Annotated in this window: 25 protein-coding genes; 6 read left to right on the top strand and 19 right to left on the bottom strand. The window is 58.9% G+C overall.

Annotated elements, in window-relative coordinates:
* The 10 genes from AC2FH0_RS10480 to AC2FH0_RS10435 all read right to left on the bottom strand — a co-directional run bounded on the left by AC2FH0_RS10480 (position 1) and on the right by AC2FH0_RS10435 (position 12,487).
* Positions 1-468: a GreA/GreB family elongation factor gene (locus AC2FH0_RS10480; RefSeq protein ID WP_142640155.1), complete on the bottom strand. Its 468-nt coding sequence runs from the start codon at positions 466-468 to the stop codon at positions 1-3.
* A 76-nt stretch (positions 469-544) separates the two neighbouring features.
* Positions 545-1,000, bottom strand: coding sequence for a methylated-DNA--[protein]-cysteine S-methyltransferase (locus AC2FH0_RS10475; protein WP_281973816.1), 456 nt, complete (start codon positions 998-1,000; stop codon positions 545-547).
* 132 nt (positions 1,001-1,132) lie between these two features.
* Entirely contained in the window at positions 1,133-4,045 is a 2,913-nt protein-coding gene (ileS, locus tag AC2FH0_RS10470) for an isoleucine--tRNA ligase (RefSeq protein ID WP_496789277.1), read from the bottom strand.
* Between the two features lie 163 nt (positions 4,046-4,208).
* Positions 4,209-6,902: a DUF2339 domain-containing protein gene (locus tag AC2FH0_RS10465; protein WP_496789276.1), complete on the bottom strand. Its 2,694-nt coding sequence runs from the start codon at positions 6,900-6,902 to the stop codon at positions 4,209-4,211.
* A 95-nt stretch (positions 6,903-6,997) separates the two neighbouring features.
* Entirely contained in the window at positions 6,998-7,477 is a 480-nt protein-coding gene (locus AC2FH0_RS10460) for a DUF2269 family protein (RefSeq protein WP_281996071.1), read from the bottom strand.
* A complete protein-coding gene (locus tag AC2FH0_RS10455) occupies positions 7,477-8,784 on the bottom strand; it encodes an SDR family oxidoreductase (RefSeq protein ID WP_496789275.1) in 1,308 nt (435 codons plus the stop codon). Before AC2FH0_RS10455 ends, AC2FH0_RS10460 begins: the two co-directional genes overlap by 1 nt.
* A 91-nt stretch (positions 8,785-8,875) precedes the next feature.
* Positions 8,876-9,586 (bottom strand): VIT1/CCC1 transporter family protein, encoded by a 711-nt coding sequence (locus AC2FH0_RS10450; protein WP_496789274.1) that lies wholly within the window; start codon positions 9,584-9,586, stop codon positions 8,876-8,878.
* A gap of 54 nt (positions 9,587-9,640) precedes the next feature.
* On the bottom strand, positions 9,641-10,630 hold the full coding sequence (locus AC2FH0_RS10445; RefSeq protein ID WP_496696951.1) for a YcjF family protein: 990 nt from the start codon (positions 10,628-10,630) through the stop codon (positions 9,641-9,643).
* Complete coding sequence (locus AC2FH0_RS10440; protein ID WP_496789273.1) at positions 10,623-11,078, bottom strand: GNAT family N-acetyltransferase; 456 nt, start codon at positions 11,076-11,078, stop codon at positions 10,623-10,625. Before AC2FH0_RS10440 ends, AC2FH0_RS10445 begins: the two co-directional genes overlap by 8 nt.
* The gene (locus AC2FH0_RS10435) at positions 11,075-12,487 is read right to left on the bottom strand and encodes a YcjX family GTP-binding protein (RefSeq protein WP_496692324.1); all 1,413 of its coding nucleotides are present in this window, start codon (positions 12,485-12,487) and stop codon (positions 11,075-11,077) included. The genes AC2FH0_RS10440 and AC2FH0_RS10435 overlap by 4 nt, the downstream gene beginning before the upstream one ends.
* A gap of 108 nt (positions 12,488-12,595) precedes the next feature.
* Here AC2FH0_RS10435 and truA point away from each other — a divergent pair, with 108 nt between their 5' ends.
* Positions 12,596-13,363 carry a tRNA pseudouridine(38-40) synthase TruA gene (truA, locus tag AC2FH0_RS10430; RefSeq protein ID WP_496789271.1) on the top strand — a complete coding sequence of 256 codons (768 nt, stop codon included), beginning with the start codon at positions 12,596-12,598 and terminating at the stop codon, positions 13,361-13,363.
* On the opposite strand, the gene AC2FH0_RS10425 is transcribed toward truA, so the two are convergent.
* The 5 genes from AC2FH0_RS10425 to AC2FH0_RS10405 form a co-directional block, all read right to left on the bottom strand.
* On the bottom strand, positions 13,360-14,262 hold the full coding sequence (locus tag AC2FH0_RS10425) for a nickel/cobalt transporter (RefSeq protein ID WP_496709654.1): 903 nt from the start codon (positions 14,260-14,262) through the stop codon (positions 13,360-13,362). The genes truA and AC2FH0_RS10425 overlap by 4 nt on opposite strands.
* Positions 14,247-14,894, bottom strand: a complete 648-nt coding sequence (locus AC2FH0_RS10420) for a DUF1007 family protein (protein WP_496789270.1) — start codon at positions 14,892-14,894, stop codon at positions 14,247-14,249. The genes AC2FH0_RS10425 and AC2FH0_RS10420 overlap by 16 nt, the downstream gene beginning before the upstream one ends.
* Positions 14,895-14,967: 73 nt before the next feature.
* The gene (locus AC2FH0_RS10415) at positions 14,968-15,756 is read right to left on the bottom strand and encodes a thioesterase family protein (protein WP_496789269.1); all 789 of its coding nucleotides are present in this window, start codon (positions 15,754-15,756) and stop codon (positions 14,968-14,970) included.
* Positions 15,757-15,782: 26 nt separating this feature from the next.
* Positions 15,783-17,018 (bottom strand): acyl-CoA dehydrogenase family protein, encoded by a 1,236-nt coding sequence (locus AC2FH0_RS10410; RefSeq protein WP_496694652.1) that lies wholly within the window; start codon positions 17,016-17,018, stop codon positions 15,783-15,785.
* A 189-nt stretch (positions 17,019-17,207) separates the two neighbouring features.
* On the bottom strand, positions 17,208-17,564 hold the full coding sequence (locus tag AC2FH0_RS10405; RefSeq protein WP_496701077.1) for a hypothetical protein: 357 nt from the start codon (positions 17,562-17,564) through the stop codon (positions 17,208-17,210).
* 174 nt (positions 17,565-17,738) lie between these two features.
* Between AC2FH0_RS10405 and AC2FH0_RS10400 the strand changes: the two genes are divergently transcribed.
* The 3 genes from AC2FH0_RS10400 to AC2FH0_RS10390 all read left to right on the top strand — a co-directional run bounded on the left by AC2FH0_RS10400 (position 17,739) and on the right by AC2FH0_RS10390 (position 20,015).
* Positions 17,739-18,572 carry a bifunctional allantoicase/(S)-ureidoglycine aminohydrolase gene (locus AC2FH0_RS10400; protein ID WP_496789267.1) on the top strand — a complete coding sequence of 278 codons (834 nt, stop codon included), beginning with the start codon at positions 17,739-17,741 and terminating at the stop codon, positions 18,570-18,572.
* Between the two features lie 81 nt (positions 18,573-18,653).
* Positions 18,654-18,974, top strand: coding sequence for a hypothetical protein (locus tag AC2FH0_RS10395; protein WP_496709656.1), 321 nt, complete (start codon positions 18,654-18,656; stop codon positions 18,972-18,974).
* 54 nt (positions 18,975-19,028) lie between these two features.
* Positions 19,029-20,015 carry a type I glyceraldehyde-3-phosphate dehydrogenase gene (locus AC2FH0_RS10390; protein WP_496789265.1) on the top strand — a complete coding sequence of 329 codons (987 nt, stop codon included), beginning with the start codon at positions 19,029-19,031 and terminating at the stop codon, positions 20,013-20,015.
* A gap of 40 nt (positions 20,016-20,055) precedes the next feature.
* Here the strand turns inward: AC2FH0_RS10390 and AC2FH0_RS10385 are convergent, their stop codons facing one another.
* From AC2FH0_RS10385 to puuE, 3 genes are all read right to left on the bottom strand, one after another.
* Positions 20,056-21,483: a uracil-xanthine permease family protein gene (locus tag AC2FH0_RS10385; protein WP_496789264.1), complete on the bottom strand. Its 1,428-nt coding sequence runs from the start codon at positions 21,481-21,483 to the stop codon at positions 20,056-20,058.
* Between the two features lie 63 nt (positions 21,484-21,546).
* Positions 21,547-22,029: an ureidoglycolate lyase gene (locus AC2FH0_RS10380; protein WP_496789263.1), complete on the bottom strand. Its 483-nt coding sequence runs from the start codon at positions 22,027-22,029 to the stop codon at positions 21,547-21,549.
* Entirely contained in the window at positions 22,026-23,444 is a 1,419-nt protein-coding gene (puuE, locus tag AC2FH0_RS10375; protein WP_496749192.1) for an allantoinase PuuE, read from the bottom strand. The genes AC2FH0_RS10380 and puuE overlap by 4 nt, the downstream gene beginning before the upstream one ends.
* Positions 23,445-23,653: 209 nt before the next feature.
* On the opposite strand from puuE, the gene uraH reads away from it, so the two are divergent.
* On the top strand, positions 23,654-24,010 hold the full coding sequence (gene uraH / locus AC2FH0_RS10370; RefSeq protein ID WP_142640109.1) for a hydroxyisourate hydrolase: 357 nt from the start codon (positions 23,654-23,656) through the stop codon (positions 24,008-24,010).
* 141 nt (positions 24,011-24,151) lie between these two features.
* Here uraH and AC2FH0_RS10365 read toward each other — a convergent pair whose 3' ends face one another.
* Positions 24,152-25,072: a LysR family transcriptional regulator gene (locus AC2FH0_RS10365; protein ID WP_281973831.1), complete on the bottom strand. Its 921-nt coding sequence runs from the start codon at positions 25,070-25,072 to the stop codon at positions 24,152-24,154.
* 96 nt (positions 25,073-25,168) lie between these two features.
* On the opposite strand from AC2FH0_RS10365, the gene AC2FH0_RS10360 reads away from it, so the two are divergent.
* Entirely contained in the window at positions 25,169-26,392 is a 1,224-nt protein-coding gene (locus AC2FH0_RS10360) for a urate hydroxylase PuuD (protein WP_142640105.1), read from the top strand.
* Positions 26,393-26,527: the final 135 nt, after the last annotated feature.

Raw genomic sequence — 26,527 nt, 5'->3', positions numbered from 1 at the left:
TCACAGGACCTCCTGCACCTCGAACTCGGTTCCGTTATGAGCGAACACATCACCCTGTTGCAGGCCGGCCATCGCCAGGTAAATCGGGCTTTGGGTTGAGATGCCCATATAGGTTTTGCCGTCCACTTCGAACCGCGTGGTCGAGACGCAGACCACAAAGCGCCGGTTGTTGAACTTGACCACCGCACCCGGTTGCACCCTGTCGGTCAGATCAAAATCCGTATTCTCGATCACATCGATCTTGGCATGATGAGCATGAACCGGCGCATCGAAGGCTGCTGCCAGATCGGCATTCTCACGCGAGGCCGCGATGTCATCCTTGTCATGCCCTTCCCGGTCATCAAGCTGCGAATCTTTCAGGAAAGCGTCGTAATGCGCCTGCGCGGTCGCAAGCTCTTGCTCTTCAAGTGACATAAGGCGGTCGATGATGGCCTTTTTACGAGCTGCCAGGTCTGGTTGATCGGTCATACCATGCGATCCTTTGAAATCTCTATTTGAAACAAATTGGGCATCAACCAGCGGGATTGCAACAGAATTCCGCTTTCTAGATCAGCAGACCGGCGGCGCGTTCATGGCGCAGCAGCGCGACCTTGGTCTCAATCCCACCATCACCTGAAAACCCGCCCAGCCCGTTTGCAGCCAGCACCCGATGGCATGGAATTATCACCGGAATAGGATTGGCGCCACAGGCCTGCCCCACCGGTTGCGGGGGCTGACCGAGTTCCTTCGCGAGATCACCATAAGTTCTGGTTTCGCCCAGCGGAATGGCAAACATCAGGTCGCAAACCTGACGCAGGAATTCCGACCCCTCGATACGGTAAGGCAGATCGAACCTGTCCAACCGCCCCTGATCATAGGCGCGCAGCTGCGCCGCGGCCTCCTGCAACAGGGGCGTGACTTCGCCCTGATTGCCGCCATTCCAGATCAGGCGCGTCACCGCGCCATCTGTTTCTTCAACACCCAAAGTCCCGAAACGGGTCTCAACCGCAATCATTCCCATGCGAACAGGCTGACAGAAACCGCGCGCATCACAACCCGAATTCTGCGAATCCGGATCTTCATCTGGCCAAAAATACCTCGGAGCGCGAGGCAGAGCCTCGCAAAAGACTCCGCCTCAGCCGCAGAACACTGATTAGCTCAGCGCGTCGTTACAACGCCCGCACACGCCGTCATGCGCATGGCGCCCAACATCAGGCAGGATTTTCCAGCAGCGCTGACATTTCTCGCCCTCAGCCTTTTCGAACACCACGGCCACGCCCTCGATTTCCGGCACGCGGAACGCCTCGGCCGGGGCCGGATCTCCGGTGACGGTCAAACCGGAGGTGATGCACATGTCATCGACGTCAAACGTTGCCAGAAGATTGCGGGTTTCACCATCTTCGACATGCACGATCGGTGCGGCCTCAAGGCTGGAACCGATGACCTTATCCTGTCTCTGAACTTCGAGCGCGGCAGTCACAGCGCGGCGGACCCGGCGGATCTTGGCCATGCCAGCCTCAAGCTCGGTATTGCGCCAGTCGGCAGGCGTATCCGGGAAGTCCACCAGATGGACCGAGCTGTCATCACCCGGGAAACGCTCCAGCCAGACCTCTTCCATAGTGAAGACCAGAACTGGGGCCAGCCATGTGGTCAGACGGTGGAACAGTATATCCAGCACGGTGCGCGCGGCACGACGGCGCAGATTGTCGCCGTCGCAATACAGCGCATCCTTGCGGACGTCGAAATAGAAGGACGACAGATCAACGGTTGCAAAGGTGAACACCGCACTGAACACGCCCTGGAAGTCGAAAGACGCATATCCTTTTCGCACCTGTTCATCCAAATCGGCCAGACGGCTGAGCACCCAGCGTTCCAGGCGCGGCATATCCGCAGGGTCCACCCGGTCGGCCTCAGAAAAATCAGCCAGCGAGCCCAGCATGAACCGCATGGTGTTGCGCAACCGACGATAGCTGTCGGCGGTGCCCTTCAGGATTTCAGGTCCGATCCGCTGGTCAGCGGTGTAATCGGTCTGAGCCACCCACAGGCGCAGGATATCGGCACCGTATTGCTTGATGACCTCTTCGGGCACGATGGTGTTGCCCAGCGATTTGGACATCTTGTTGCCCTTGGCATCGAGCGTAAAGCCATGGGTCACCACGTTGCGATAGGGCGCGCGGCCCTTGGTGCCGCAGGCCTGCAGCATCGACGAATGGAACCACCCACGATGCTGGTCGGTGCCTTCCATATATACATCGGCGATGCCGTCCTCGGTGCCGTCCTCACGGTCGCGCAGCACAAAGGCATGGGTCGAGCCCGAATCGAACCAAACATCCAGAACGTCGAACACCTGATCCCAGTCATCCGGGTTATAGTCATTGCCCAGGAAGCGCTCTTTCGCGCCGTCAAGATACCAGCAATCGGCCCCGTCCTGTTCAAACGCTTCTTTGACGCGCGCATTCACGCCAGGGTCGCGCAGCAGAAAATCGGGATCGGTCGGCAAAGCGCCCTTCTTGGTAAAGCAGGTCAACGGTACGCCCCAGGCGCGCTGGCGCGACAGAACCCAGTCTGGCCGGGCCTCGATCATGGAATACAGGCGGTTGCGGCCGGTCTGCGGGGTCCATTTCACCAACTCGTCGATCGAACGCAGGGCGCGTTCGCGGATGCTATCGCCCATTTCGCCCATGCCGTCGTCCAGTTTGCGGTCGACCGAGGCAAACCATTGCGGCGTGTTGCGATAGATGATCGGAGCCTTCGAGCGCCAGGAATGCGGATAGCTGTGCTTGATCTTTCCGCGCGCCAGCAACCCGCCAACCTCAACCAGCTTATCGATCACGGACTTGTTGGCATCACCCTCACCGCCCTTGCGGGACAGGATGTATTTGCCGCCAAAGAACGGCAGATCAGCGCGGAACGAACCATCGTCCATCACGTTATAGGTGATGACCTGCTCCAGCATGCCAAGATCACGGTAGAGCTCAAATTCCTCCATCCCGTGCGACGGCGCGCAGTGAACAAACCCCGTTCCTTCGGTGTCGGTCACGAACTCAGCCGCGCGGAAGTCACGGATGTCGTCCCATTCGCCATTGCCGCCCTTGGCCCCGGCCAGCGGGTGGGCCAGTTGGACAGATGACAGCACATCGGCTGTGACATCACGGACGCGGGTCCACTGGTCGTCGTTCAAGCGGGCGCGGCCCAGCACGTCAGCGGCCAGATTGTCCGCCAGCAGAAACTTGTCGCCAACAGCAGCCCAGCATTCCTCTGGCGCATCAGTGACTTCGTACAGCCCGTAGGAGATGTCCTTGCCATAGACCACAGCCTTGTTCGACGGCATGGTCCAAGGTGTCGTCGTCCAGATCACAACAAACGCGTCATCCAGATCGCCCGCATTCACAACCTTGAACTTCACCCAGATGGTGAAGCTTTCCTTGTCGTGATACTCGACCTCGGCTTCGGCCAGCGCGGTTTTTTCAACCGGCGACCACATGACTGGCTTGGACCCCTGATAGAGCGTTCCGTTCATCAGGAACTTCATGAACTCATCCGCGATCACAGCCTCGGCGTGATAGTCCATGGTGATGTAGGGATCGGCCCAGTTGCCGGTGATGCCCAGACGCTTGAACTCTTCACGCTGGATGTCGATCCAGCCCTCGGCGAACTTGCGGCATTCCTGACGGAAGTCGACAACGTTCACCTCGTCCTTGTTCTTGCCCTTCTTGCGGTACTGTTCCTCGATCTTCCATTCGATCGGCAGACCGTGACAATCCCATCCTGGCACATAGCGCGCGTCGTGGCCCATCATCTGATGGCTGCGCACGATCATGTCTTTGATCGTCTTGTTCAGCGCGTGACCGATATGAAGGTGACCGTTCGCATACGGAGGGCCATCGTGCAGGGTAAAGGGCGTGCGGCCCTGTTTTTCACGCAGGCGGTCATAGACACCGATCTCTTCCCAACGTTCCAGCCATGCGGGTTCGCGTTTGGGCAGGCCTGCGCGCATGGGGAAATCGGTTTTCGGCAGGTTCAGCGTGTCTTTGTAATCAGGTGTTTGGGTCGTGTCGGCGCACATTGGGGGCGTCCTTTGGATGATCTGGTCGTATTGGGATCGAAGCGGTCGGTGCGAGTTCTCAAACACCTTTGCCCGGCGTCTCAGTGGTCAGAGCGCCGGGGAAATAATTCGAATAATGATGGCCAGACGGGCATACATGGCCGCGCTTATAGGACGCCCACAGCTAATGGTCCAGAGGTTCCGCCCCTTGTGGCGATTGGCGCAGCTTTGCCCAGCGATTCAGCCACGCCAAACCGGCCAGTGCAAGCCCCAGCGCCAGCAGCGAAAAGACCCGGATCAGGCCGCCCAGCCCGGCGATGTCGATCAGAAATACCTTAGCCACGGCCAGTCCGATCACAGCCAGCCCCACTTTGCGCAACAGGTCGGACCGACGGGCCAAAGATTGATAAAATAGCGCCGCGCCTGCAATCAAAAGGGCCAAGGTATAGGTGTAAAGCTCTGGTTGGCTGACCCCAGCCCCGACATACATGCCACCGGGACCCTGCCAGAAATGACGAATAGAAGCACCCAGCCAATATGCTGCAAGCGCACCCGCAAGACCGAAACAGCCCTGCCGCAACCAAACCGGCATCGGTTCAACGCGCCAGGCTGACATGGCAAGGACCCCGGCAGGAAGAAGGTAGGCTATGGCAAGCGTGTTCATCAGCGCAGGCCCCAACACGGGATCACTGTGCAAATAAAGAACCGGATTTGCCTCGGTCAGCGCTTGCGCAAGTCGGAACAGGGCATGGGCGGCAAAGAACGCCGCCAGCCCATAGCGGACATAGTTCAACGGCCCGCCCAAAGCGAACCGCCGTATCTGTGCCGCCGCCAACAGCAGCCAGATCACCGCCATCAGGCCCAACCCCCAATGGCTGTCCTCCATCCCTCCTTGACCGAACCCTTCCAGCCAGCGCAGCAGCAGCAATGACAGCAATATCCCCGCGGTTGCCCAGGATGCACTTTCCAGCAGCAAGATAGCCACGGGGCGGTTCAATCCCCGGATCAGGCCCCAGGCGAGAACATATCCAAGGGTGGCGGCGCCATAGACCAACGTCATTTCACCGACCGGCACCGTATTGGCCCAGTACAGGCCCGGGTTCAGGATCAGCCGCACAGTCACTGTGAAGACCCCGGCCCAGATAAACCAACTGAGCTGAGGCAGGTTGAACCGACGATCCAGCGCGGCAGCGGCTACAACGGTCACAACCAGCGCAATCGTCAAGGCGCCAGAACTCAGCACGATGACACAGGCAAATGCAAGACAGGACAGCGCGGATAACGTGGCCAGCGCAGGACGTATACGTTGTTCACCATCCACGCGCGCATAGCGTTCGGCAAAGACCACCATCAAGGCACCCAGAGCCATAGCGTGCAGCCCCCAGAAATACGCGCCCAAAACCTCGGCCGGGCGCCAAGCGATCTCAAGAGCGATGGCAAGTATAGGTGCGGTTATTACCGCCCCAGCCGCCCAGACCACGCCATGGCGCCCCTGCTGAATCGACCGCCACGCCGCCGCAACCGAAAGGGCTGCACTCAGTGCCACAAGCAATGTCACGACAAAGGGAAAATCCGCCTCGGGGGTTTCGGCATAGGTCTCAGCAAAACGCTGTGCGACTTTGCCCCGATCCCACCCCTGGAGAAATACAAGCCAGACAAGGCCAACAATCGGGAAAACACTGATGTCCTGAAGTGCCCTCGCCCCGCTTGTCCAAACGATCATCGCAAAGGCCAGACCAGCCAAAAGCGTCAGGCTCAACCAGAACTCACCGGCGGAATCCGGCCAGTGCAGCGCCAGGATGGCCGAGCTGACCGCAACCGCACCAAATGCCAGACGCGTCGGAAACTCGGGCCATGCCTCGCCGCTTTGGCGTCGGGTCATTTCGCTGACCATCGGGCCGGTGTGATCAGGCCAAATTCGCCGGACCGGAATTGCAGTAGTGATGAGCGCAAAGGCGGTGATGCAGGTCAGATAGCCCGGCTCTGTCATCGGTTCCGACAGGACCAGCAGCAGACACGAAGAATAACCTCCGACCAGTGTCAGAACCGAAATCCACGCCCATCGGCGGACGGTGTCTATGCCCAGGCCCAGAACCGTTATGGTTAGGAAGTAGCCATATAACCAGGTCGGATCATCCGAAGAGCCACCGACCAAGAATGGGGAGGCAAAGGCACCTGTCAGTCCGACAGCTGCCAATAGCGGACCATGGAACCAACCCAAAACCAACCCGACAGATGCAACGCCAATCATGGCGACAAGCGCAAATTCAGGGCCGATCAAGCCATATAGTTGCCGCGCCGCCAGAACGCCGCCAAACAGTGTGACCAGCCCCGCGCCTGAGAACACCGAGGGCAAATAGGCGCTCGCGGAGTCCACGCCATCGCCATAGCGCCTGCGAATGACCTCTCCGCTGACAATCAGCGCCGCGCCAAACAGCAATGCGGCAACGACACGTGCCGACGGCGGCAGCAACCCGTTCTCGACGCCGTATTGCACCAAGAAAATTCCCGCCAGTGCCAGCGACAGTGCCGAAACGACATAGAACCAGTTTTCCTGCAGCCATTCCTGCAGCAACGCGAAACGGTCAGAGCTGAAAACCAGTGCTTCTTGAGGAGATTGCGGGGGGATTGGCTGTTCGGTCTCAGGTTGGTCGGCTATCGGCCACACTGGAGGCGCTTTGGTCGGAATATCCTGCGCCTTGGGCTCGGGCTCTGTCGCGGGTTCTGGTTCAGTTTTGGTGCCTTGTTTCAGTGACAGGATGTCCGCCTCTAACCGGACGACCCGCCGCCGCAACCGAACCTGACTGACAAGCAGCAGCACAATGGTCAAAGGAATAGCCAGCGCAACCAACGCAAGAAGGACCAGAAGGGATTCCAACCTGTTTCTCCTATCAAATTCTCTGCAGGCTAACCTGATGCATCAGGTAGAAACAGTCCGGAATACCGTCCTGCATACCGCGACATGGCCTGAAATCAAAACAGGTCTATCGAAGGGCGGGAAATCATGAGCCAGACTATGGCCAAAACGGCCAGAAATGCGGGGATCCCACATGCAAACCAAAGCCGGAACAATATGAAATACGAACGCGGCAGAGCAGTATCGCGATCTGCCGCCTCTTGCGCGAGGTTCCGCATCTTTATCTGCAGCCAGACGACCGGCAGCCAGAAGACCCCGGTCAAGACATACAGCAATAGTGACAGCAGCACCCACCCTTCGACCAGTGACCAGCCCAATCTGAAGGCCAGCAAGCCACCTGAAATTGGCTGCAAAACAACGGCGGTTGTGGTGAACAGCATATCGGCCAGCACCACGATTGCCGCCGTCTGGGCGATGAAACGCGGGTCGCGTGACCGATGGGACATCAGCATGAAGAATGCGATTCCGGCCCCGGTTCCCAACAAGACGCATGCCCCGATCAAATGAACCCAGCGCAAGATCAAATCCGGGTCCATCATCGGCTTTTCACCATTGGCAGTGTGACCAGAGACAACATGATCGCGGGCATGACCTTAACAAGCGGTCCAAGCGGGTCGAGCCACAAGGCAGGAGCCGTAATTGAGGCCGCCAATAAGTAGAATACCGCCACACAAAGCTGAGCGATGCAGGCGCGTTCTGCCCATGGTCGCCAAAGGATCGCAAGCCCCAGACCGATATCGACACATGACCAGAACAGAACGCTGGCCACAGCGGCACCACTGGTCCAGCCCGCGACGGTTAGGACTTGCGTGGCTTGCGGCAGGCTCAGCAATCCGAAGACACCTGAAAGAACCCAGAAAAGGCTGAGCACCGCAACCGTCAACGGCATCAGCAACGACATCCGTGCAGCCAACCTGTGTTCGCGGGAACAGGCCATGCTGCGATAAATCTCGGGCATCGAACCCATGGATTCGCCTGTCACCCTGCGAAAAGGGGCCGGGTCGCCAAGAACTCCGGTAGCCATGACTGTCATTGCGTTGCTGCGAAGGGGCGAACGCCACCCCAAGCGCCCAAGTTGATCGGCGCAACCGGCGGCGAACTTAGCAACCACAGCCGGTGCCGTTATCCGAACACGTGCCTTAGGGAACCCCATCCAACGGCGGGTTTCGTCCAGAACCTCGGACAGCGAATGAGCCTGATCCTCGACCAGATCATAGGTTCCCTGTGGCAACGTCTCATCAACGGCCGCCGCCACGGCGCTGCACAAATCGGCCATTCCAACACATTGAACGAGAGTCTGCGGATAGGCGATCGGTTGCACAAGCGGAATTGCGGCCAGCATGCGCAACAAGGTCGTTCCACCATAGTCAGTCTGCCCGATCACAAGGCCCGGCCTTAGAATCCACAGCGGCACACCACTGGCCTGCAAGGCGGCATCCCCGGAGGCTTTGGTGCGCATAAATTCCGTGTCGGCCTCTGGGCTGCTTCCGGTTGCAGAAATCTGTATCACGGCAATGCCGCGCGCGGCGCAGGCCTGCCCGAGGGCGGCAATCGCAGTGTGATGCACCGCCTCGAGATCGTCCTTTGGTCCGTCCTGCAACGCCCCGGCGCAGTTCACGATACAATCAAAACCTGACAGAATTTCCCGCCAATCGTGTGGGTGCGTGAGCTGGCGCAAATCTCCCTGAGCCAAAGACATCCCGGGCAGGATTTTCCCACCCAGGTTTGTATCGCGCACAAGGCCGCATACATTAGCCCCTCGATCCGAAAGAGACCGCATCATCGCCGCGCCGATAAACCCATAAGCGCCTAGAACAATTATATTTTTCCCAGAACCTTGCATCGGGCACCTTACCTGCTGAAGTTGCGCCCCAACCTAGCGGGTCGAGCGGCAGCCGTCTGCGGCACCGGGCAAACTGCGACAATTCCGACCGCTAGGGGTGAAACAGTGAACCGACGAAATAGGCGATTGCGGCAGCGGCCCCACCAATCAGCAGCGTTTCGATCCCTGACCGCCACCACGGAGCCAGCGACCAGCGGCTTTTGAGGGCACCAATGGCAAAGAAAACACCCATCGTCATCCAGGCCGAAGCAGCAAATGCCCGGTCCACCGAAAACAGAAACGGCAAAAGCGGAACCATGCCGGCCACAAGAAAGGCAAAAAACGTCGCCACCGCAGCTTTGCGCGGACGCGGATCGACGCTGCCCAGGCCATATTCTCCCTCGATCATCAGGTCGATCCAGTTGTCATGGTTTTCCGTGATCGCATCGGTGGCTTCGTCCAGCACACGGCCCGACAGTCCTTTCTGGGCTAAAATCTCGCGCACCTCGTTCCGTTCACCATCGGGGTAAAGATGTATATGACGCTCCTCGATCGCGCGAATGCGCCGGATGTTATCCAGTTCAGCCTTGGTGCCCGAGTAATTCCCCGCCGCCATCGAAAACCCGTCAGCCAGCACATTGGCCAGCCCCAACGCTATGATGATGAACGGTGACAGCCCCGCCCCGGCAACGCCCGCAACGATGGCAAAAGTGGTGACTGATCCATCGATCCCGCCGTAAACCACATCACGCAAAACGCCACGCCCCGGCGGCGCGTTGATACGTGCCGCGATTTCTTGCTGGCTGTGTCCATGGTCTGTCATGGGTGCCTCCTGCTTTGTTATGATGCGCGGCTGGCAGGAACGCTTTGTCTCAGGTCAAGTTTTCGAAAACAGCCCCGCCAGCGCACGCTTGATCATCGACCGGGTCGAGGGCTTGTGACGGTCCGAGAACGGTAAAGGACGGCAGACCTCCATCGCGGCCACGCCGACGCGCGCGCTAAGCGCCCCGTTAACCAGGCCTTCGCCAAACCGCCGCGACAGTTTGCTTAGGACAGAGCCGCCCAGCACCGGTTCAAGCAAGTCGTCGCCCATTGCCACGGCGCCGGTTGCGACCAGATGCACAAAGACCGCCCGGGTCAGGCGCCAACTGCCCAGAAAACCGGCCCGCCCACCATAGATCTCGGCAACGCGGCGGATCATCCTCAGCGAAGCGGCCAAAGCCGTCGCCACATCCGCAAGAGCCAAAGGAACCAGAGCGGTCACCGTCGCGACCTGACGCGCAGCGGCCTCGACTTCTCGACTAGCCGCGGCATCCAGAGGGGCCAGCAGCTCATCCTCGGCCAGAGCCATCAGATCCGAGGCATCGAAAGGCTCGGCGATACGTTCGGCCAGCCTATCGCGGCCCCATCGAACGTCCTCGCGCCCGTTGTAAAATGCCAACAACCGGTTGGTTACAGCGCGGGCTTGCGTCAGATCCGCCTCTGCCAACGCGGTGTCTGCGGCGCGACGGATGCCATCCACACGCGAAAGCCGCCCGATCGCAGCAAGTTCCCGCAAAGCGATGATCAGGGCAACCAGCAGCAACGCGCCAATCAGACCAGTTACAACCCATCCCAAAACCGGCGCGCGCAACAGCAAAGCGGTCACAAAATCCCATGCCGCCACCGAGACAACCGCGCCGATGACCGCCGCCGCCAGTCCCCAGAACCAGCGTGACAGGGCCGACGGTTTCCGTGCAGCCAGACGCGCGGCGGCCTGCATCGCCTTCCCCTGTGGTTCGCCCGCATCCGGAACGGGCGGTGCCAAAGCGACATCCGCAACAGGTTCCTCGGGATCAAGATCGATCAGAACCGGACCCTTAGCCATCGGCTGCCCCCTCTCCGTTCCAGACAAATTTGATGTCCGGCAGGTTTTCGTCATTATCGGCTCCGTCACCGCGGGCGACCTCGGCAAATCCGTTGCGCTCGTAGAATCTTCGCGCGCCATGGTTGGCCTGAAAGGCGAACAGGGACAGCTTTTGTCGGCCAGATTTCGCCTGATCCAACAGGCGCTGCCCAATGCCCTGATTGCGCGCTGACGCACGCAGGTAAAGCGAATGGACCTCTGAACCATTCAATGCCAGAAAACCAACTAAACCATCCTCGTTTTCAGCAACGGTGATCCAGTCGCGATCAATCATCACGCCGCAAAAGGCGATGGTTTCGGCACAGGAATGCAGCTCTGGCATCCACTCATTTTCACAAGCAAAACCATGCAGGATTTTCCCCGTCGCGCCAGCATCCGTGCTGCGCGCAGGGCGGAGCGTTACGGTCATAGCCGGTCTCCGATCAGGAACTGGGCCGCGCGATCAAGTCGGATATGGGGCGGGCCGTCACCCGATCGCAGGGTCAGGTTCGCAGGCGCAAAACTCATGAACCCATAGTCTTCGCCCAGCCAGCTTTCTGCTCCGCTGCGGGCTGCCCCCAACAAATGAGCCGGGTCTTCGGGCAACTCACCGGGGTAGAAGGCCGCCTGCTTGCCGTCAAGCAAAGTGCCCCGCACGCAGGCAAGCGGCACTCCTTCATGGGTTCGCATCTCTTCGGTTGTTGCCCGCAAAGCCGCCAGTGACACAGCCGAGGTCTCGGCCCCGGCAAAACTGGCGCGGTCACGGGCGTCGCGGGTCAATGCCTCCATGATGCTGGTCAGACGTGGATGTTGCAGGTGGTGCAAATGATCGGCCTTGGTGGCGGCAAATAAAATGCGCTCGACCCGTTTGCCCAGAAGATACTGGCTGAGCCACGCGTTGCGCCCCGGACGGAAGGCCGACAGGATATCTCCCATCGCTCGGCGCATATCCTCAACCGCTTTCGGCCCTTTGTGAATCGCACCCAGCGCGTCGACCAGAACAACCTGTCGATCGATCCGGGCAAAATGTTCGCGAAAGAACGGTTTGACCACGCGCAATTTATAGGCTTCGTAGCGCCGCGCCATTTCGCGGTGCAGGCTGTTACGGGTGGCGACCCCTTCGACTGGCAGCGGCGCGAAGGTCAGAACCGGTGATCCCGCCAGATCACCCGGCAACAGGAACCGTCCCGGCGTACAATCGTAGAACCCGGCATCGCGCGCCGTGTTCAGATAGCCCGAGAACGCCTGCGCCAAAGATTGCGCCACCGGCTCATCATGTTTTGCCTCCGGCGCGACCGCTTTGGCCTGCGCCAGAAACTCTTGTGCCTCGGCCCGCTCTGTGATGCGGGTCAGCGTTTCGGTTGACCAGTCGTCATATGATTTGTCCAGCAGGGCCAAGTCCAGCAACCATTCGCCCGGATAATCCACAATATCCAGATGCACGGTTCGCGGCCCCTTCAGGCCAGACAGCAGACCGGCAGGGCGAACCTTGAACGACAGGCGCAGCTCGGACACGGCGCGGGTGCTTTCGGGCCAATGCGGGTTTGGCCCGGTCAGCGCAGCAAGATGGTTTTCATAATCGAACCGGGGCACGGTATCATCAGGCTGCGGCTGAAGGTAAGCTGCGTTGATCCGTCCCTCATGCTGCGCAACAAGGCCCGGCATTCGCCCACGGTCCAGCAGGTTTGCAACAAGCGAGGTGATGAACACCGTTTTGCCCGAACGCGCTAACCCGGTGACACCAAGGCGGATGACCGGCTCGAACAGAGCTTCGGAAACGCTGTCGCCCACGGATTCCATGCCGCGCACAAGACTGTCTGCCATAGATGAGATGACCAAGCCGTCGCCCCGCTTTTATCGTTTCGCTCAAGATAGGTAGCCACCGTCCGACATGCCAGCGCTTTCCGGCCCCTTGCCCGCCGCCGCGCAGCACGGTACCAGCGGCCCATGCCCAGATACGCGTTGAAAGTCGAATATCACGGAAAGCCGTTTGCCGGGTGGCAAAGGCAGAAAGGTCAGCCCTCGGTTCAGGGGGCGATCGAAGAGGCATTGTCGCAGATACAACCGGGGGATCATACGATCGCTGCGGCGGGTCGCACCGATGCCGGTGTCCACGCGCTAGGACAGGTCGCCCATTGCGACCTGATCAAGGAATGGGACCCTTTCCGACTGTCCGAAGCGCTGAACTATCACCTCAAGCCGCAACCAGTGGCCATCGTGAAAGCCGCACGGGTGGACGATGACTGGCATGCGCGGTTCTCGGCGCTTGAACGGCAATATCTGTTTCGCATCCTGATGCGCCGCGCGCCTGCAACCCATGACGCGGGGCAGGTTTGGCAGGTCAGCCAACCGTTGGACATTGAGGCGATGCAGGCCGCGGCGGACATGCTGATCGGACGGCATGATTTCACCACGTTCCGGTCCACGATCTGTCAGGCGACCAGCCCGGTCAAGACGCTGGATGAGTTGCGTGTGGAACAGGTGCAGGGCTTTTCAGGTCCCGAGGTTCATTTCCACGTCCGGGCACGTTCGTTCCTGCACAATCAGGTGCGAAGCTTTGTTGGCACGCTGGAACGTGTCGGCGCCGGGTCTTGGACGCCCGAAGATGTGCGCGACGCGCTGCAAGCTGAGGATCGTGCCGCCTGCGGGCCGGTTTGCCCGCCACAGGGGCTGTATCTTGCGCGGGTCGGCTATCCGAACCCGGTGTTCGACTAAAGCGCGCTCAGCAACAACCCGCCAGCTATCACCGCTATCAACAACCCAGCGACCAGCTCGATGGTTGGGGCCAGCACCTGTGCAAACCGCGTCGCTGAGGCCGAGGCCAGCATCCCCCCGCGCAGACCGAATGAGGTCCACCCTACCAGAGTGGTGACAGTCGCAGTGCCCAGCGCCATGCAGAACGCCCCGGCGATGCCAACGATGGCGATGCCCATCTGCCAGGTCAGGATCAACACAAACAGCGCCCCGGTACAGGGGCGTGCGGCGATTCCAGCGATCAGCAACGCCGCCTCGCGCAGGCTACCGACCTGCGCCACCTCATCCGCAGACGGACCATGCCGGTGGCCGCAATCCGAACAGGTTTCGTGATCGTGGTGATGATGATCTGCGCCGTGATCCCGGCTGCGTTTGGCAAAGCTCCGCAAGGCGCGAAACACTAGCCAAAGCCCGATCGCAGTGATCGCCCCATAGCTGACTGGGGCCATGATTTGCTCCGTTGTGTCGACCAGTCTTTCCCGAGACATCTGGAACACCAGCACACCGGCATAGACCAGAACAATCGCGGTTACGGCCTGTCCAAGGCTGGACAACACACTGATCGCTGAAAGCCGCCAGAACGCCACACGCCGACCAAGCCCATAGCCACCGATCAGGACTTTGCCATGCCCAGGACCGATGGCGTGGAAGAACCCGTAAGCGAAGCACACCGTCAACAAAGTCATGACCGCCTGAGGTTGTTCGGCGCGGGCAGCGCGCAGAGACCGCGCAATCTGGTTCTGAAATGCACGCTGTTCACCGGCAGCCCATGCCGCAAGTTGGTCAAACCCGCCGCTGAACCAGAACCAGAGCAGAACTCCGACCGCCAGAACAAACGGGACAATTAGGTATTTGGACATGAAATACGGATCTCGGTTGCAAAGTTTTCGCCCACCATCGGGATGTCATTTTCCTCAACGTCGTAATTGGCATCCAGCGTCAGCAGAAACGCCTGCATTTGGGCAAGCTGTCCGTCGACATCCGGCTCGAAGCGGTCAATCTGGCAGGTCTTACTCCCCGAAACCGTCACCGGGCGCGTCAGGTCATATGCGGTGTAATATGTCTCATCAAACGCCTTCACCGATAAGGCGGTGGCCGGTACAGGCCCCCCTTCGACACTGCGCAGATGCGAGGTCACGATGCGCCCGTCCTCCATCAATGCTTTCGGCTCAAGTGGGCCAGAAAGCGGCAATACCTCAGCCTCGGACCAGACGACCAGATCGCCGTTATAGCCTTGATCCCACTGTGCATCGAACCCGGACAGGAAATCCTGTTCGCTTTCACTTAGAAGACCGTCGCCATCCTGATCCAGCTTCATGTCTTCGAGGACAAGCAATGAGTAGAACTCGTCATAGGCCCAGGTCACACGGACATGGGTCAGCTGCCCGGAATCGTCCACAATGAATTCCAGCCCCGTGTCGATAAAGACATGCGGGTGCGTCATCGCCGGGATCGGCAAACAGCAGGTCACTAGGGTCACAAGCCAGCGCATGGGCGAAAGATAGGGTGTCGGCCTGCGCCCGGCAATCCCATTTGGGCCGGGCGCGCAGAAGCTGGCCGATGGCTCAGGCAGGTGGGAACAACACAAGGGTCTGCAGGGCTGTTCCAACCGGCCCTTCGGTGTCATACAAAACCGATTGCGACATGCCGATACCCGAGGGCTGCCAATGGCAGACAGACTCGGAGGCCAGCCAATCCGAGACCGGCTCGCGGTGCACCTGAATCGTCAGATCGGTATTCATGAACCCCATCTCGGTTGTGGGGGCATTCCACGAAATGCCATTGCCGCAATCAGCCAGTGGACACAGCGCCTGAATCGGAGATTGCACCTCCTCCCCAAGCAACGGAGGCGTGCGCATCCAGATCGTTTTGGGACCGACGCCCTGATTTCCACCCTTGGGATAGAGGACATCGGAATAGGTCGCGAACCCCGGAAGATCGTGCCGAATTTCGCCGATGGGAAATGGGCCGTCCACCGTGTCCGCCAGTTGCGGAGATGAGAGAGCGACATTGGGAACCTGGCCAAGGTCGCGGCGGGCAAGGTGCATAGTTGTGGCTACGGCGCATAAAGTGTTGTCCAGATCGTGCACAGTAACCCGAGTGGTCGCTAGCGTTCTGGTGTGCCGCGTCGTCTCGGCCGCAACCCGCAACCCGGACAGGGGCAGCGGGCGCAGCAGATCGACCGTCAGCCGGGTCAGCATCTTGTCCGGACCAATTTCAGATTCCGCGGCGCGCACGATCAGACCGCTGACCGGACCAGCATGGCAATGTTCGGCAGACCACGGACCCCGCGCCGGGTCATTGCCGACAAAAACCCCATCCGCGCGAAGTCTGAAATAAGGCAACCTGGACATGTCAGATTTCAAGACCACTTGGGACCTCAGACCTTTTCCTGTGTATGCTTTTTCAGCTCGGTCCGTGCGACCTGACGACGATGCACCGCGTCCGGCCCATCGGCCAGCCGCAGGGTCCGTACATGCGTCCACGCGGTCGCCAGCGGCGTGTCCTGACTTACCCCTTGCCCGCCATACATCTGCACCGCCTCATCAATCACCTTCAATGCGACCCGCGGGGCCACGACCTTGATCTGGCTGATCCACGGGGCCGCCGCGCGCGCATCGCCCTGATCCATGTACCAAGCAGCCTTGAGGCAAAGTAGCCGGGCCATTTCGATCTCCATCCGGCATTCGGCTATAATATCGAAATTCGCCCCAAGCTGCGCCAGCTTCTTGCCAAATGCTTCGCGTTGCAGCGACCGTTTGCACATCTGCTCCAGGGCCATCTCTGCTTGCCCAATAGCGCGCATACAGTGGTGAATACGTCCCGGCCCCAATCGACCCTGAGCGATCTCGAACCCGCGCCCTTCGCCCAGCAGGATATTCTCGGCAGGCACCCGGACATTGGTAAAGCGAATATGCATATGCCCGTGCGGCGCATCATCATGGCCGTAGACTTCCATCGGGCGCAGCACCTCGATCCCGGGCGTTCCCGCCGGCACCACGATCATCGACTGGCGTTTGTGAACAGGCAAGTCATCACCGCCAGTCCGGACCATGACGATATAGACCTTGCACCGCGGATCACCGGCGCCTGAGGCCCACCATTTCTCGCCATTCAGAACGTAGGATTCGCCGTCCAGCACACAGGACATCGAAACATTGGTGGCATCAGACGAGGCGACATCCGGTTCGGTCATCAGATAGGCCGAACGGATTTGCCCATCGAGCAGCGGCTTGAGCCACTCTTGCTTCATCTTTTCGGACCCGTACCGCTCGAATACTTCCATGTTGCCCGTATCTGGGGCCGAACAGTTGAAGATTTCGGCACCCAGCGGGGTCTTACCCATTTCTTCAGCAAAAAAGGCGTATTCCACAGTTGTCAAACCCAGCCCTTTTTCACTGTCGGTCAGCCAGAAGTTCCACAATCCCGCCGCCTTGGCCTTGGCCTTCAACCCTTCAAGGATATCCGCCTGCCGGTCGGTATATTGCCAGCGGTCACCTTTGTTGATTTCAGCATGGAACTCTTCTTCCAGCGGCATGACTTCATTTCGGATCATCTCTGTTACGCGGGTCAGCAGTTCGCGGTTTTCCTCGCGCAGGCCGAATGACATGTTCATGAGTTTTCTCCTCCGCCCCGACACACGGGCATTACCTTTGGGCCGAGAATGACTTAGCCACCGTCATGATGTCCAGTTGGGTGACGGGACGTCACCCACCCCATATGAGATTAAACGGGTGCAGTAACCGGAGACTGGCGACCGTATAGCCGTCAATAACCTGCGTCGCGCGCGGGTATAGCAACCCAATTAGGGTGTGAAAATCCAGTTACCATTGGCATCCTGGCACCTGCGGGTTCTGATCTCACGGGTCTGCTCGGCACTCGGAGGTCGGATAAAATGCTGCAGATGCACGCAATTATCGCGGACCTCGCGCACACGGACGGTGCCCTTGGCCCCGGTCTCGGTGCTGATCCATTCACTTTCGGCACCAACCTGCGGCAAACCACTGCCCAGCATGGTGTCTGTGGTTGCACTCAGCAATGTGAAATCATCCGGGCTCAACCCCGACTCTGCGATGATGCGCGACAGCGGTTTCGCGCTGCCGGCAACACCAATGCTCAGCACCAGAACACCTGCAACTAATAGTGATCCCCAAATTCTCATACCGCCTCGCAATTCTGCAACCAATTTACATTCAAGGATATACCCGGGAAGGCACAGGGCCAAGCCCTAGTCTGCAACCTTCAAATTATCCCGAAGAAACCTATTGCAACTCTGACGCTAGGCCATGCCGAGCGTCCCTCGCATAGTGCACGAAACACGAACCAGAGGCATTTGATGGCACACCCGACTTATTATGCGCCCCATGGCGGACACCCCGGACAGGACACCCTGTTAACAGATCGCGCCATGTTCACCGAGGCCTATGCCGTTATACCCAAGGGTACGATGCGCGACATCGTCACCAGCTATCTGCCCTTCTGGGAAAACACCCGCCTGTGGGTTTTGGCACGCCCCCTTAGCGGGTTCGCCGAAACCTTTTCGCAATACATCATGGAGGTCCAACCCGGTGGCGGTAGCGATACGCCCGAAACGGACCCCGAAGCGCAGGCGGTGTTGTTCGTTGTCGAAGGGGCGGTCACATTGACGCTTGAGGGAAGTGTTCACGTTTTGGAAACTGGTGGATATGCCTATATCCCCGCTGGTTCCAAATGGGCGTTGCGCAACCATACGGAGCAGCCAGCGCGGTTTCATTGGGTTCGAAAGGCTTATGAGGCAGTGCCCGGCCTGCCCGCGCCGGACCCGATCATCACCAATGAGCAAGAGGTCGCCCCGATCGAAATGCCGGGAACCGAGGGTCGCTGGGCCACAACACGTTTCGCGGATCCGCAGGACCTGCGCCACGATATGCATGTGAACATCGTGACTTTCGAACCGGGTGGCGTGATCCCATTTGCCGAAACCCATGTCATGGAACACGGGCTGTATGTGCTGGAAGGCAAAGCCGTTTACCGGCTGAATCAGGACTGGGTCGAGGTCGAAGCCGGAGACTTTATGTGGCTGCGCGCCTTTTGCCCTCAGGCGTGCTATGCGGGCGGTCCCGGGCGGTTCCGGTATCTGCTGTACAAAGATGTGAACCGCCAGATGCCTCTTTCACCAGGCGGGCGCTAGGATAAATTCGGCCTTGGCGGAACTCGGCAAGCGCGGTAATCTGGTGGAATAACAAACGGTTTTAGTTCAGGAGATTGTACGATGGCACTGCGCAATGTAACGCTGGCACTGGCGGCTGCAATCGGCCTGACGGCCCTGGATGTGAACCCTGCAACCGCCAAAGAGACGAATACCGTCAACGTCATGAGCCGTACCTGGGCCATTACCCAGGTTTCGGAAGCTCCGGTCGTATACCGTGCCACACGTGATAACAACAATCTCAACCCATTCGGCCCCCCGCCCCGGCTGCGCACTATTCAGGCCATCGCGGCGATTCAGCAGGCAACCGGGTGCAAGCCGATTGTGGCCAGCATGTACCAGAACATCTCGGGCCAGTTCTTTTCACAGGTCAGCTGTAACTGACCCGGACAGGAAACTGGCATTGAGGTTAATTCAAGCCACTGCCATAGCTTGCGCATGAAACTCGCAATTAACGGATTCGGCCGCATCGGCCGCACGATTTTGCGGCAGCTTCTGGCCATGCCGCTCGGTTACGACATCGAACTGGTGCTGATCAACGACATCGCACCGCTAGAGACCTGCGCCTATCTGTTCAAGTACGACAGCACTTTCGGGCCCTATCCGGGCAAAGTGGAACAGGGAACTGCACAACTGGTTGTCGATGGGCACGCTATTCCTGTTACACACAGCCCCAACCTCAGCCGGGTTGATCTGTCCGGTGTAGATGTCCTGATGGACTGCACCGGCGTTGCCCGGACATCGGATGTTGCTAGTCAGGGCCTGACCGCAGGGGCAAGGAAAGTACTGATTTCCGGCCCATCGCCTGCGACCGAGGCCACAATCGTTCTGGGTGCAAATGAGGATCAGCTGGGCAATGCGCGGATCGTGTCAAATGCCTCTTGCACCACCAACGGGCTGGCTCCGCTGGTCAAGGTTCTGGACGGGATCGCTGGTGTCGCGTCGGGCCATATGACCACCATCCACTGCTACACCAACAGCCAGCCGATGATCGACGCTCCGCGTGGTGATCTGGCACGGTCACGCGCCGGAGCGCTGTCGATGGTCCCGACCACCACCAGCGCTATGCACCTGATAGACGAAGTCCTGCCCCATCTGGCCGGGCGCATCTCGGGCGCGGCAGTCAGGGTGCCGACCGCAAGCGTCTCGGCAATCGATCTGATCGTGACATTGGAACGCGGGATGAGTGCCGAGGGTTTTGAAACCGCCCTACGTGCAGCCGTTGCAGAGTCTCCCGTTCTGGGTTGGACGGATGAGCCGCTGGTGTCATCCGATTTGCGGACGCGGCCGGAATCTCTGATCATTGCAGGGCCAGAAACCCGGCAGATCGGCGAAACTCAGGTTCGTGTTTTTGGCTGGTATGACAATGAATGGGGGTTTTCAGCCCGCATGCTGGATGTCGCTCGTTTGATGGCCGACACATAGGCGGATCGCGACCTAACGCGATCCGCCGGTTTTCTTTCCGTTACTTGCCGGGAAGGCTGCCCGACCCGTGCCCCGACATGCCGCCCGAAACTTCTTCGGTTGCCTCATCGGCCAACTCATCCGGCAGGATCAGGTTCAGCACGATGGCGATCAGAGCCGCAGGCAGCAGCCCGCTTTTCATCAGGATGCCCAGAGTATCGGGCAAGTGTTGCACCGCACCCGGCTCGAGCTGGAGGCCGAACCCGATTGACAGCGCGATGGCAAAGATCACCATGTTGCGCCGATTCCAATCCACATCGGACAACATCGAAACACCCGCGGCGACAACCATCCCGAACATGACGATGACGCCACCGCCCAGTACTTCGATCGGAACGGTGCGGATGATCGCGCCAACCTTGGGCACCAGGCCGCACAGGATCAGAAACAAGGCGCCGATGGTGACGACATTTCGGCTCATGACGCCGGTCATCGCGATCAGCCCGACATTCTGGCTGAACGACGTGTTGGGTAAGCCGCCGAACACGCCCGCCAGGGCCGAGCCGAAGCCGTCAGCATAGGTTGCACCGGTGATTTCCTTGTCCGTGGCTTCGCGCCCGGCTCCGCCTTTGGTCACACCCGACACATCCCCCACCGTCTCAACTGCCGAAACAAAGGCCATCAGACAGAACCCGATTATGGCGGCGAATGAGAACTCGAACCCATACTTGAAGGGCACAGGCAGGGCGAAAGTTGCAGCGCGGCTCCAGCTTGTTCCGATTGCCTCAAACGTGATCATGCCAACCATCAGGGCATAGAGATACCCAACCGCAAGACCAATCAGAACGGCAGAAACCGAAAGCATTCCGCGGGTAAAGAACTTGAGCCCCAGCGTCACGACCACGACGACCATTGCAGCCGACCAGTTCAGCGCCGAGCCGTATTCGGGCGTTCCAATGGCCGGAACCCCTCCGGCGGCGTATTGAATGCCGACCTTGACCAACGCCAGACCAATCATTGTCACCACAAGGCCTGTGACCAGAGGTGGCAAGGCAAAACGGATTTTGCCAATCACCGTGCCCAGCAGGGCATGGAACACCCCACCGATAATGACACCGCCAAACAATGCGGCCAGACCATCGACGCCTTTGCCGGCAACCAGCGGGATCATGATCGGCAGAAAGGCAAAGCTGGTGCCCTGAACAATAGGCAAAGCCGCTCCTACCGGGCCAATCGTCACCGTTTGCAGCAAGGTCGCGACGCCGGCAAACAGCATCGACATCTGGATCAGGTACAGCAGTTCGGGAAAATCGGGGGAGTTCGAACCGAACCCGAACCCGGCGGCCCCTGCAACGATGATCGCAGGCGTCACGTTCGAAACGAACATCGCCAGAACATGTTGAATGCCCAGCGGAACTGCCTTGTGCAGCGCCGGGGTATAATTTGGATCCCGAAGCTGTTCGGGTGTCCCTATTGAAGTGTCAGCCATGAGTTACTGTCCTCTCTGTCAGATTCACGGGGGTCTTACCGCTTATGCTGCGGCTTCATTTGGCTACGACACCACCTGATATGGGGTATCGAACCAGTATTCTTCCAGGTTGGACCCATCGCCGATCCGATCAACAACGGCGAACAATCCAGGGCCATGCAACGGTGTCAAAACGCCGTGCCACGTCCCACGATGATAATTCACCACCTGACCGGGCCGGGTGACAAAGGCACACGGCTCGCCCGGCTGCCCGTCAACATCTGGTGCTACAATGACCAGAAAGGGTTGATGGGTCATGGGCACAAAGGCCTGACTGCCATCAGGATGCCGTTCAACCATATCCAACTGGTACGGCAGGGTTCGGGGGTTGGCGTTGAACAGGCTGATCCCGGCGCGGCCGCCCGCGAAATCAAGGGCCGCCCGGTCATGAAAACGCCCGCACTGGCCCTGGTTGATGATCTTGTCCGGGTCGCCCGATGCCTCGATCACATCTCCGAACGGGGCAAAAGCGTCAGGCGTTAAAGGAACAGTCCGGATCTGTTTCATGAAGGCAGCACATCCCTCAGGCGGAATTCGGCAATACGCTCGACCTGTCGGCAGGCCTCGGCGAATTCTGTGTCCCGGTCCTGATCTATCCGCCGCTGAAACGCCTGCTGGATAGAGGCTTTGTCATGATCACGCACAGCGATAATGAAGGGAAATCCGAACTTGTCGGTATAGCGCCTATTCAGATCGGTGAAGGCATCGCGTTCGGCATCCGTCAGCGCATCCAGCCCTGCCGAGGACTGCTCCGCCGTGCTTTCCTGTGTCAGCCGCTTGGCCTGTGCCAGTTTGCCCGCCAGATCAGGGTGCGCGGTCAGCACGCCCAGCCGCTCCTCATCCGAGGCCGAACGGAACATGCGCGTCAGTGCGTTATGCAACCCGCCGGCAGTATCGTGAGCCGCGCCGAGTTCCAGCCCATGGGCGCGCTCTGCAATCCAAGCCGAATGTTCGAAGATCCCGCCATAAGCGGCAACGAAAGCGTCCCGCGCCATTTCTGACGGCTTTGGACCTGATACAGGCGGGTGCTGCGCTGCCCAATGCTGGGCGATCTCCAGACGGGTCGCGAACCAGACATCCGAGTGCCCACGCGCATAATCCAGAAACCGTTTCAGCGCCATGACCCGACCTGGACGACCGATCAGGCGGCAATGCAGACCGATCGACAACATCTTGGGCGCACCGGCTTCACCCTCGGAATAAAGCGCGTCGAAACTGTCTTTGAGATAGGAATAGAACTGATCGCCCGAATTGAAACCTTGCGGCGTTGCAAAGCGCATATCGTTACAATCGAGAGTATATGGTACGATCAACTGGTCCCGGCCAGAGGCCTGCATCCAATAGGGCAGATCATCCGCATAGGTGTCCGCCACATAGGCAAAGCCCCCCTCTTCTGCCACCAGACGCACGGTGTTCTCGGAACACCGGCCGGTATACCAACCATAGGGACGTTCCCCCACGACCTCAGCATGCAGGCGGATGGCCTCTTCTATTTGAGCGCGCTCTTCCGCTTCAGACATATCCTTATGTTCGACCCATTTCAGGCCGTGACTTGCGATCTCCCAACCTGCGTCTTTCATGGCGGCAACCTGATCGGGCGACCGTGCCAGCGCCGAAGCAACACCGTAAACGGTTATGGGCAAGTCCTGCATCAAGCGGTGCAGACGCCAGAACCCTGCCCGCGACCCGTATTCATAGATCGATTCCATGTTCCAATGACGCTGGTCTGGCCATTGCGCTGCGCCGACAATCTCGGACAGAAAGGCCTCAGACGCGGCATCACCGTGAAGCACGCAGTTCTCGCCACCCTCTTCGTAGTTCAGCACAATCTGAACGGCCAGATTTGCTCCGCCAGGCCACTGGGCGTTTGGCGGGTTGGCTCCGTATCCGATCATGTCACGGGGATAGCGAGGGGGCTGCATGAATGTTCCGTCTCAGTTGTGTTACACTACCTACGCTTTACCGCAGAATTGGAAGCAGTATTATCAAATCAATCCGAACGCTGTTTCCTTTTCTTTCGGCATTCCCAAAGTCTCGGGTTTCGCCCCAGACTGCGTCAAACAATACTCGATTGCAGTTTGCGGTTTTCAACAGCCACTCGTTGCGGTGATTGGAATATGAGGAGAAACGCGTGGCAGGATACCTGACAACCCATGTTCTGGACACCGCCAAAGGCTGTCCTGCAGAGGGGCTGAAAATTGCTCTGTACGCGATTACCCAGGACGGACGCCACAAACTGGCTGAGATGCTGACCAATGCAGACGGGCGAACAGACAGCCCAATACTACCGCAAGCAAACTTTGAAACCGGGGAATATGAGCTTGTTTTCAGCGCGGGTGACTATCTGCGCGCCTCTGGCCAGGCGGATGACGAACCGCTGTTCCTGGATGAGATTCCAATCAGGTTTGGTATGTCTGAAGCAGACGCCCACTATCATGTGCCGCTCTTGCTTTCGCCATACAGCTACTCCACGTATCGTGGCAGCTAACTGACCGGGCGAACCTTCCGCCCGTCTATCGCCCCTGCCGGGCCTCCTCCTGTTGAGCCGGGCGCCGCACCCGTTGGGCGCGGCGCGGATAGTGACGGTTACAGCCCTTCGAGAAAAGCTACGCGCGGCCGGGAGCCTTTGCTAACCGTTGATGTCCGAGTTTTGAACAACCTTGCCAATTCGCGCGATCATGAAATCCATGAACAAACGCGCCTTGGGATCCTGGTGACGTCGATGGGTATAGAGACACGCCATCTGAACAGAGACAGGAGGTGTCTCCTTCGCAACCACCACCAGACGTCCTGCCTTGAGATGTTCCGCTGCCTCAAACACAGGTTTCATCGCGATCCCCTGCCCTGACAACGCCCAATCGGTCAAAACATCTCCGTCATCGCATTCAAACCGGCCCGACACGGCATAACGTCTTGGCCCGTCTGGAGTTTCCAGCATCCACTGAAACTCTGCAGCACCGGGATACCGCAGGTTAAGACACTCGTGCTTGTCGGACACAAGATCGGCTCCGTTTTGCGGCATCCCCCTACGTTTTACATAGTCCGGTGCGGCACACAGAACCCGCGCGCAATCCGCGATCTTGCGAATACGCAGGGTGCTGTCCTCGGGCTGACCAATGAAAAAGGCCAGATCCAATCCTTCGGTCGTCAGGTCCACTGACCTGTCGGTCAGGCGCAATCGCACATCAATTTCGGGGTATTCCGAGAGAAAATCCGGCACATGTGGGGCTAATAACCTGCGCCCGACGCCCAAAGGCGCGGCTACGAATAGTGACCCGCGGGGAGCTTCGGTCAGGTGAACAACCTGCGCCTCGGCTTCATCTACAGCATCCAGGACCGCAACCGCTCCGGGGTAAAACGCACGTCCCTGCTCGGTCGGGCTGAGGTTACGTGTAGTCCGCTGAAACAGACGCACGCCCAAATGATCCTCAAGCTGTGATATTCGCGCCGAAGTCACCGCCGGTGAAACACGCAAATCCCTCCCGGCAGCAGACATGCTGCCCAGATCATAGACACGAACGAAGGTGCGAATATTGTCGAGATAGGACATCTTATCGTTTTTTTTGATACAGTTTGACAATATACGGGAATACCGAAGAAAAGCCAGTTTGCCTAGGGTGACTATAACCTACTGGAGAGAACTCTCATGTTTGAATTCGCCGTGTTCTGGGATTGGATGGCATTTGCTGTGCGCTGGCTGCACGTAATCACTGCTATCGCCTGGATCGGATCATCCTTTTACTTCATCGCTCTGGACCTTGGCCTGAATCGGGATATCCCCGGCCCCGCCGACGGGGAAGAATGGCAGGTACATGGCGGCGGCTTTTACCATATTCAGAAATACCTCGTCGCACCCGAGCGGATGCCGGATCATCTGACCTGGTTCAAATGGGAAAGCTATGCCACCTGGCTTAGCGGAGCTGCGCTGTTGATGATCGTCTACTGGGTTGGTGGAGAGCTTTATCTGATTGATGCGCAAAAGGCCGATCTGGCACTGTGGCAGGGCATTCTGATCTCGGCTGCCTCGTTGACTATTGGCTGGCTGATCTACGACTTCCTGTGCAAATCCGGCCTGGGTGAGCGCCCAACATTACTGATGGTGCTGCTGTTTGTCCTGCTGGTGGTGATGGGCTGGGGGTACAACCAGATATTCACCGGGCGCGCGATGATGCTGCATCTGGGCGCATTCACCGCCACGATCATGACAGCGAATGTATTCTTCATCATCATGCCGAACCAGCGCATCGTCGTAGACGACCTTAAGAATGGCCGCACCCCGGACCCGAAATACGGCAAGATCGCCAAGTTGCGTTCGACTCATAACAACTATCTGACCTTGCCAGTGGTTTTCCTGATGCTTTCGAACCACTACCCGCTGGCCTTTGCCACCCAATACAACTGGATCATTGCGGCGCTGGTATTTCTGATGGGTGTCACAATTCGTCACTACTTCAATACACGCCACGCCCGCGCCGGTGATCCGACCTGGACCTGGCTGGTGACCGCTCTTCTGTTCATCGCCATCATGTGGCTGTCCACCGCGCCTATGTACAAACCTCTGGAGGAGGCCGAGGCACAGCCGCTCACCGCATTTGAACAGAAATACGCAGCAGCAGACGGGTTCGAACAGGCACATGATGTCGTTCTGGGGCGCTGTTCCATGTGCCATGCGCGCGAACCGGTTTGGGACGGCATCCTGTGGGCGCCAAAAGGCATTCTTCTGGAAACCCAAGGTGACATCGCCCGCAATGCGAAACAGATTTACCTGCAGGCCGGTGTCAGTCACGCCATGCCACCCGCAAATGTCACCTATATGGAACCGGAAGATCGCGCGGCGATCATTCGCTGGTTCCGCAATGCTGGCCTTTGAACTGGCACTGAGCCATCACTTGTTCCGCTAATTTTCTTGGCCAAACGATAAACGCTTCCCCTACACGATTACAGATGTTCTAACTATCCTTAAGGGGCCGCCACATCCGAAAAGGCGCCGAAGTTAATTTCTAGT

It is taken from the genome of Ruegeria sp. CDSC051, assembly GCF_059610665.1.
The sequence above is the reverse complement of the archived record's forward strand: the minus strand, read 5'-3'. Positions and strand labels throughout refer to the sequence as shown.

Coding starts and splice junctions, on each gene's coding strand:
- AC2FH0_RS10480 (WP_142640155.1), bottom strand. CDS start 468: ATGACCGATCAACCAGACCTGGCAGCTCGTAAAAAGGCCATCATCGAC.
- AC2FH0_RS10475 (WP_281973816.1), bottom strand. CDS start 1,000: ATGGGAATGATTGCGGTTGAGACCCGTTTCGGGACTTTGGGTGTTGAA.
- ileS (WP_496789277.1), bottom strand. CDS start 4,045: ATGTGCGCCGACACGACCCAAACACCTGATTACAAAGACACGCTGAAC.
- AC2FH0_RS10460 (WP_281996071.1), bottom strand. CDS start 7,477: ATGGACCCGGATTTGATCTTGCGCTGGGTTCATTTGATCGGGGCATGC.
- AC2FH0_RS10455 (WP_496789275.1), bottom strand. CDS start 8,784: ATGCAAGGTTCTGGGAAAAATATAATTGTTCTAGGCGCTTATGGGTTT.
- AC2FH0_RS10450 (WP_496789274.1), bottom strand. CDS start 9,586: ATGACAGACCATGGACACAGCCAGCAAGAAATCGCGGCACGTATCAAC.
- AC2FH0_RS10445 (WP_496696951.1), bottom strand. CDS start 10,630: ATGGCTAAGGGTCCGGTTCTGATCGATCTTGATCCCGAGGAACCTGTT.
- AC2FH0_RS10440 (WP_496789273.1), bottom strand. CDS start 11,078: ATGACCGTAACGCTCCGCCCTGCGCGCAGCACGGATGCTGGCGCGACG.
- truA (WP_496789271.1), top strand. CDS start 12,596: ATGCCCAGATACGCGTTGAAAGTCGAATATCACGGAAAGCCGTTTGCC.
- AC2FH0_RS10425 (WP_496709654.1), bottom strand. CDS start 14,262: ATGTCCAAATACCTAATTGTCCCGTTTGTTCTGGCGGTCGGAGTTCTG.
- AC2FH0_RS10420 (WP_496789270.1), bottom strand. CDS start 14,894: ATGCGCTGGCTTGTGACCCTAGTGACCTGCTGTTTGCCGATCCCGGCG.
- AC2FH0_RS10415 (WP_496789269.1), bottom strand. CDS start 15,756: ATGTCCAGGTTGCCTTATTTCAGACTTCGCGCGGATGGGGTTTTTGTC.
- AC2FH0_RS10410 (WP_496694652.1), bottom strand. CDS start 17,018: ATGAACATGTCATTCGGCCTGCGCGAGGAAAACCGCGAACTGCTGACC.
- AC2FH0_RS10405 (WP_496701077.1), bottom strand. CDS start 17,564: ATGAGAATTTGGGGATCACTATTAGTTGCAGGTGTTCTGGTGCTGAGC.
- AC2FH0_RS10400 (WP_496789267.1), top strand. CDS start 17,739: ATGGCACACCCGACTTATTATGCGCCCCATGGCGGACACCCCGGACAG.
- AC2FH0_RS10395 (WP_496709656.1), top strand. CDS start 18,654: ATGGCACTGCGCAATGTAACGCTGGCACTGGCGGCTGCAATCGGCCTG.
- AC2FH0_RS10390 (WP_496789265.1), top strand. CDS start 19,029: ATGAAACTCGCAATTAACGGATTCGGCCGCATCGGCCGCACGATTTTG.
- AC2FH0_RS10385 (WP_496789264.1), bottom strand. CDS start 21,483: ATGGCTGACACTTCAATAGGGACACCCGAACAGCTTCGGGATCCAAAT.
- AC2FH0_RS10380 (WP_496789263.1), bottom strand. CDS start 22,029: ATGAAACAGATCCGGACTGTTCCTTTAACGCCTGACGCTTTTGCCCCG.
- puuE (WP_496749192.1), bottom strand. CDS start 23,444: ATGCAGCCCCCTCGCTATCCCCGTGACATGATCGGATACGGAGCCAAC.
- AC2FH0_RS10365 (WP_281973831.1), bottom strand. CDS start 25,072: ATGTCCTATCTCGACAATATTCGCACCTTCGTTCGTGTCTATGATCTG.
- AC2FH0_RS10360 (WP_142640105.1), top strand. CDS start 25,169: ATGTTTGAATTCGCCGTGTTCTGGGATTGGATGGCATTTGCTGTGCGC.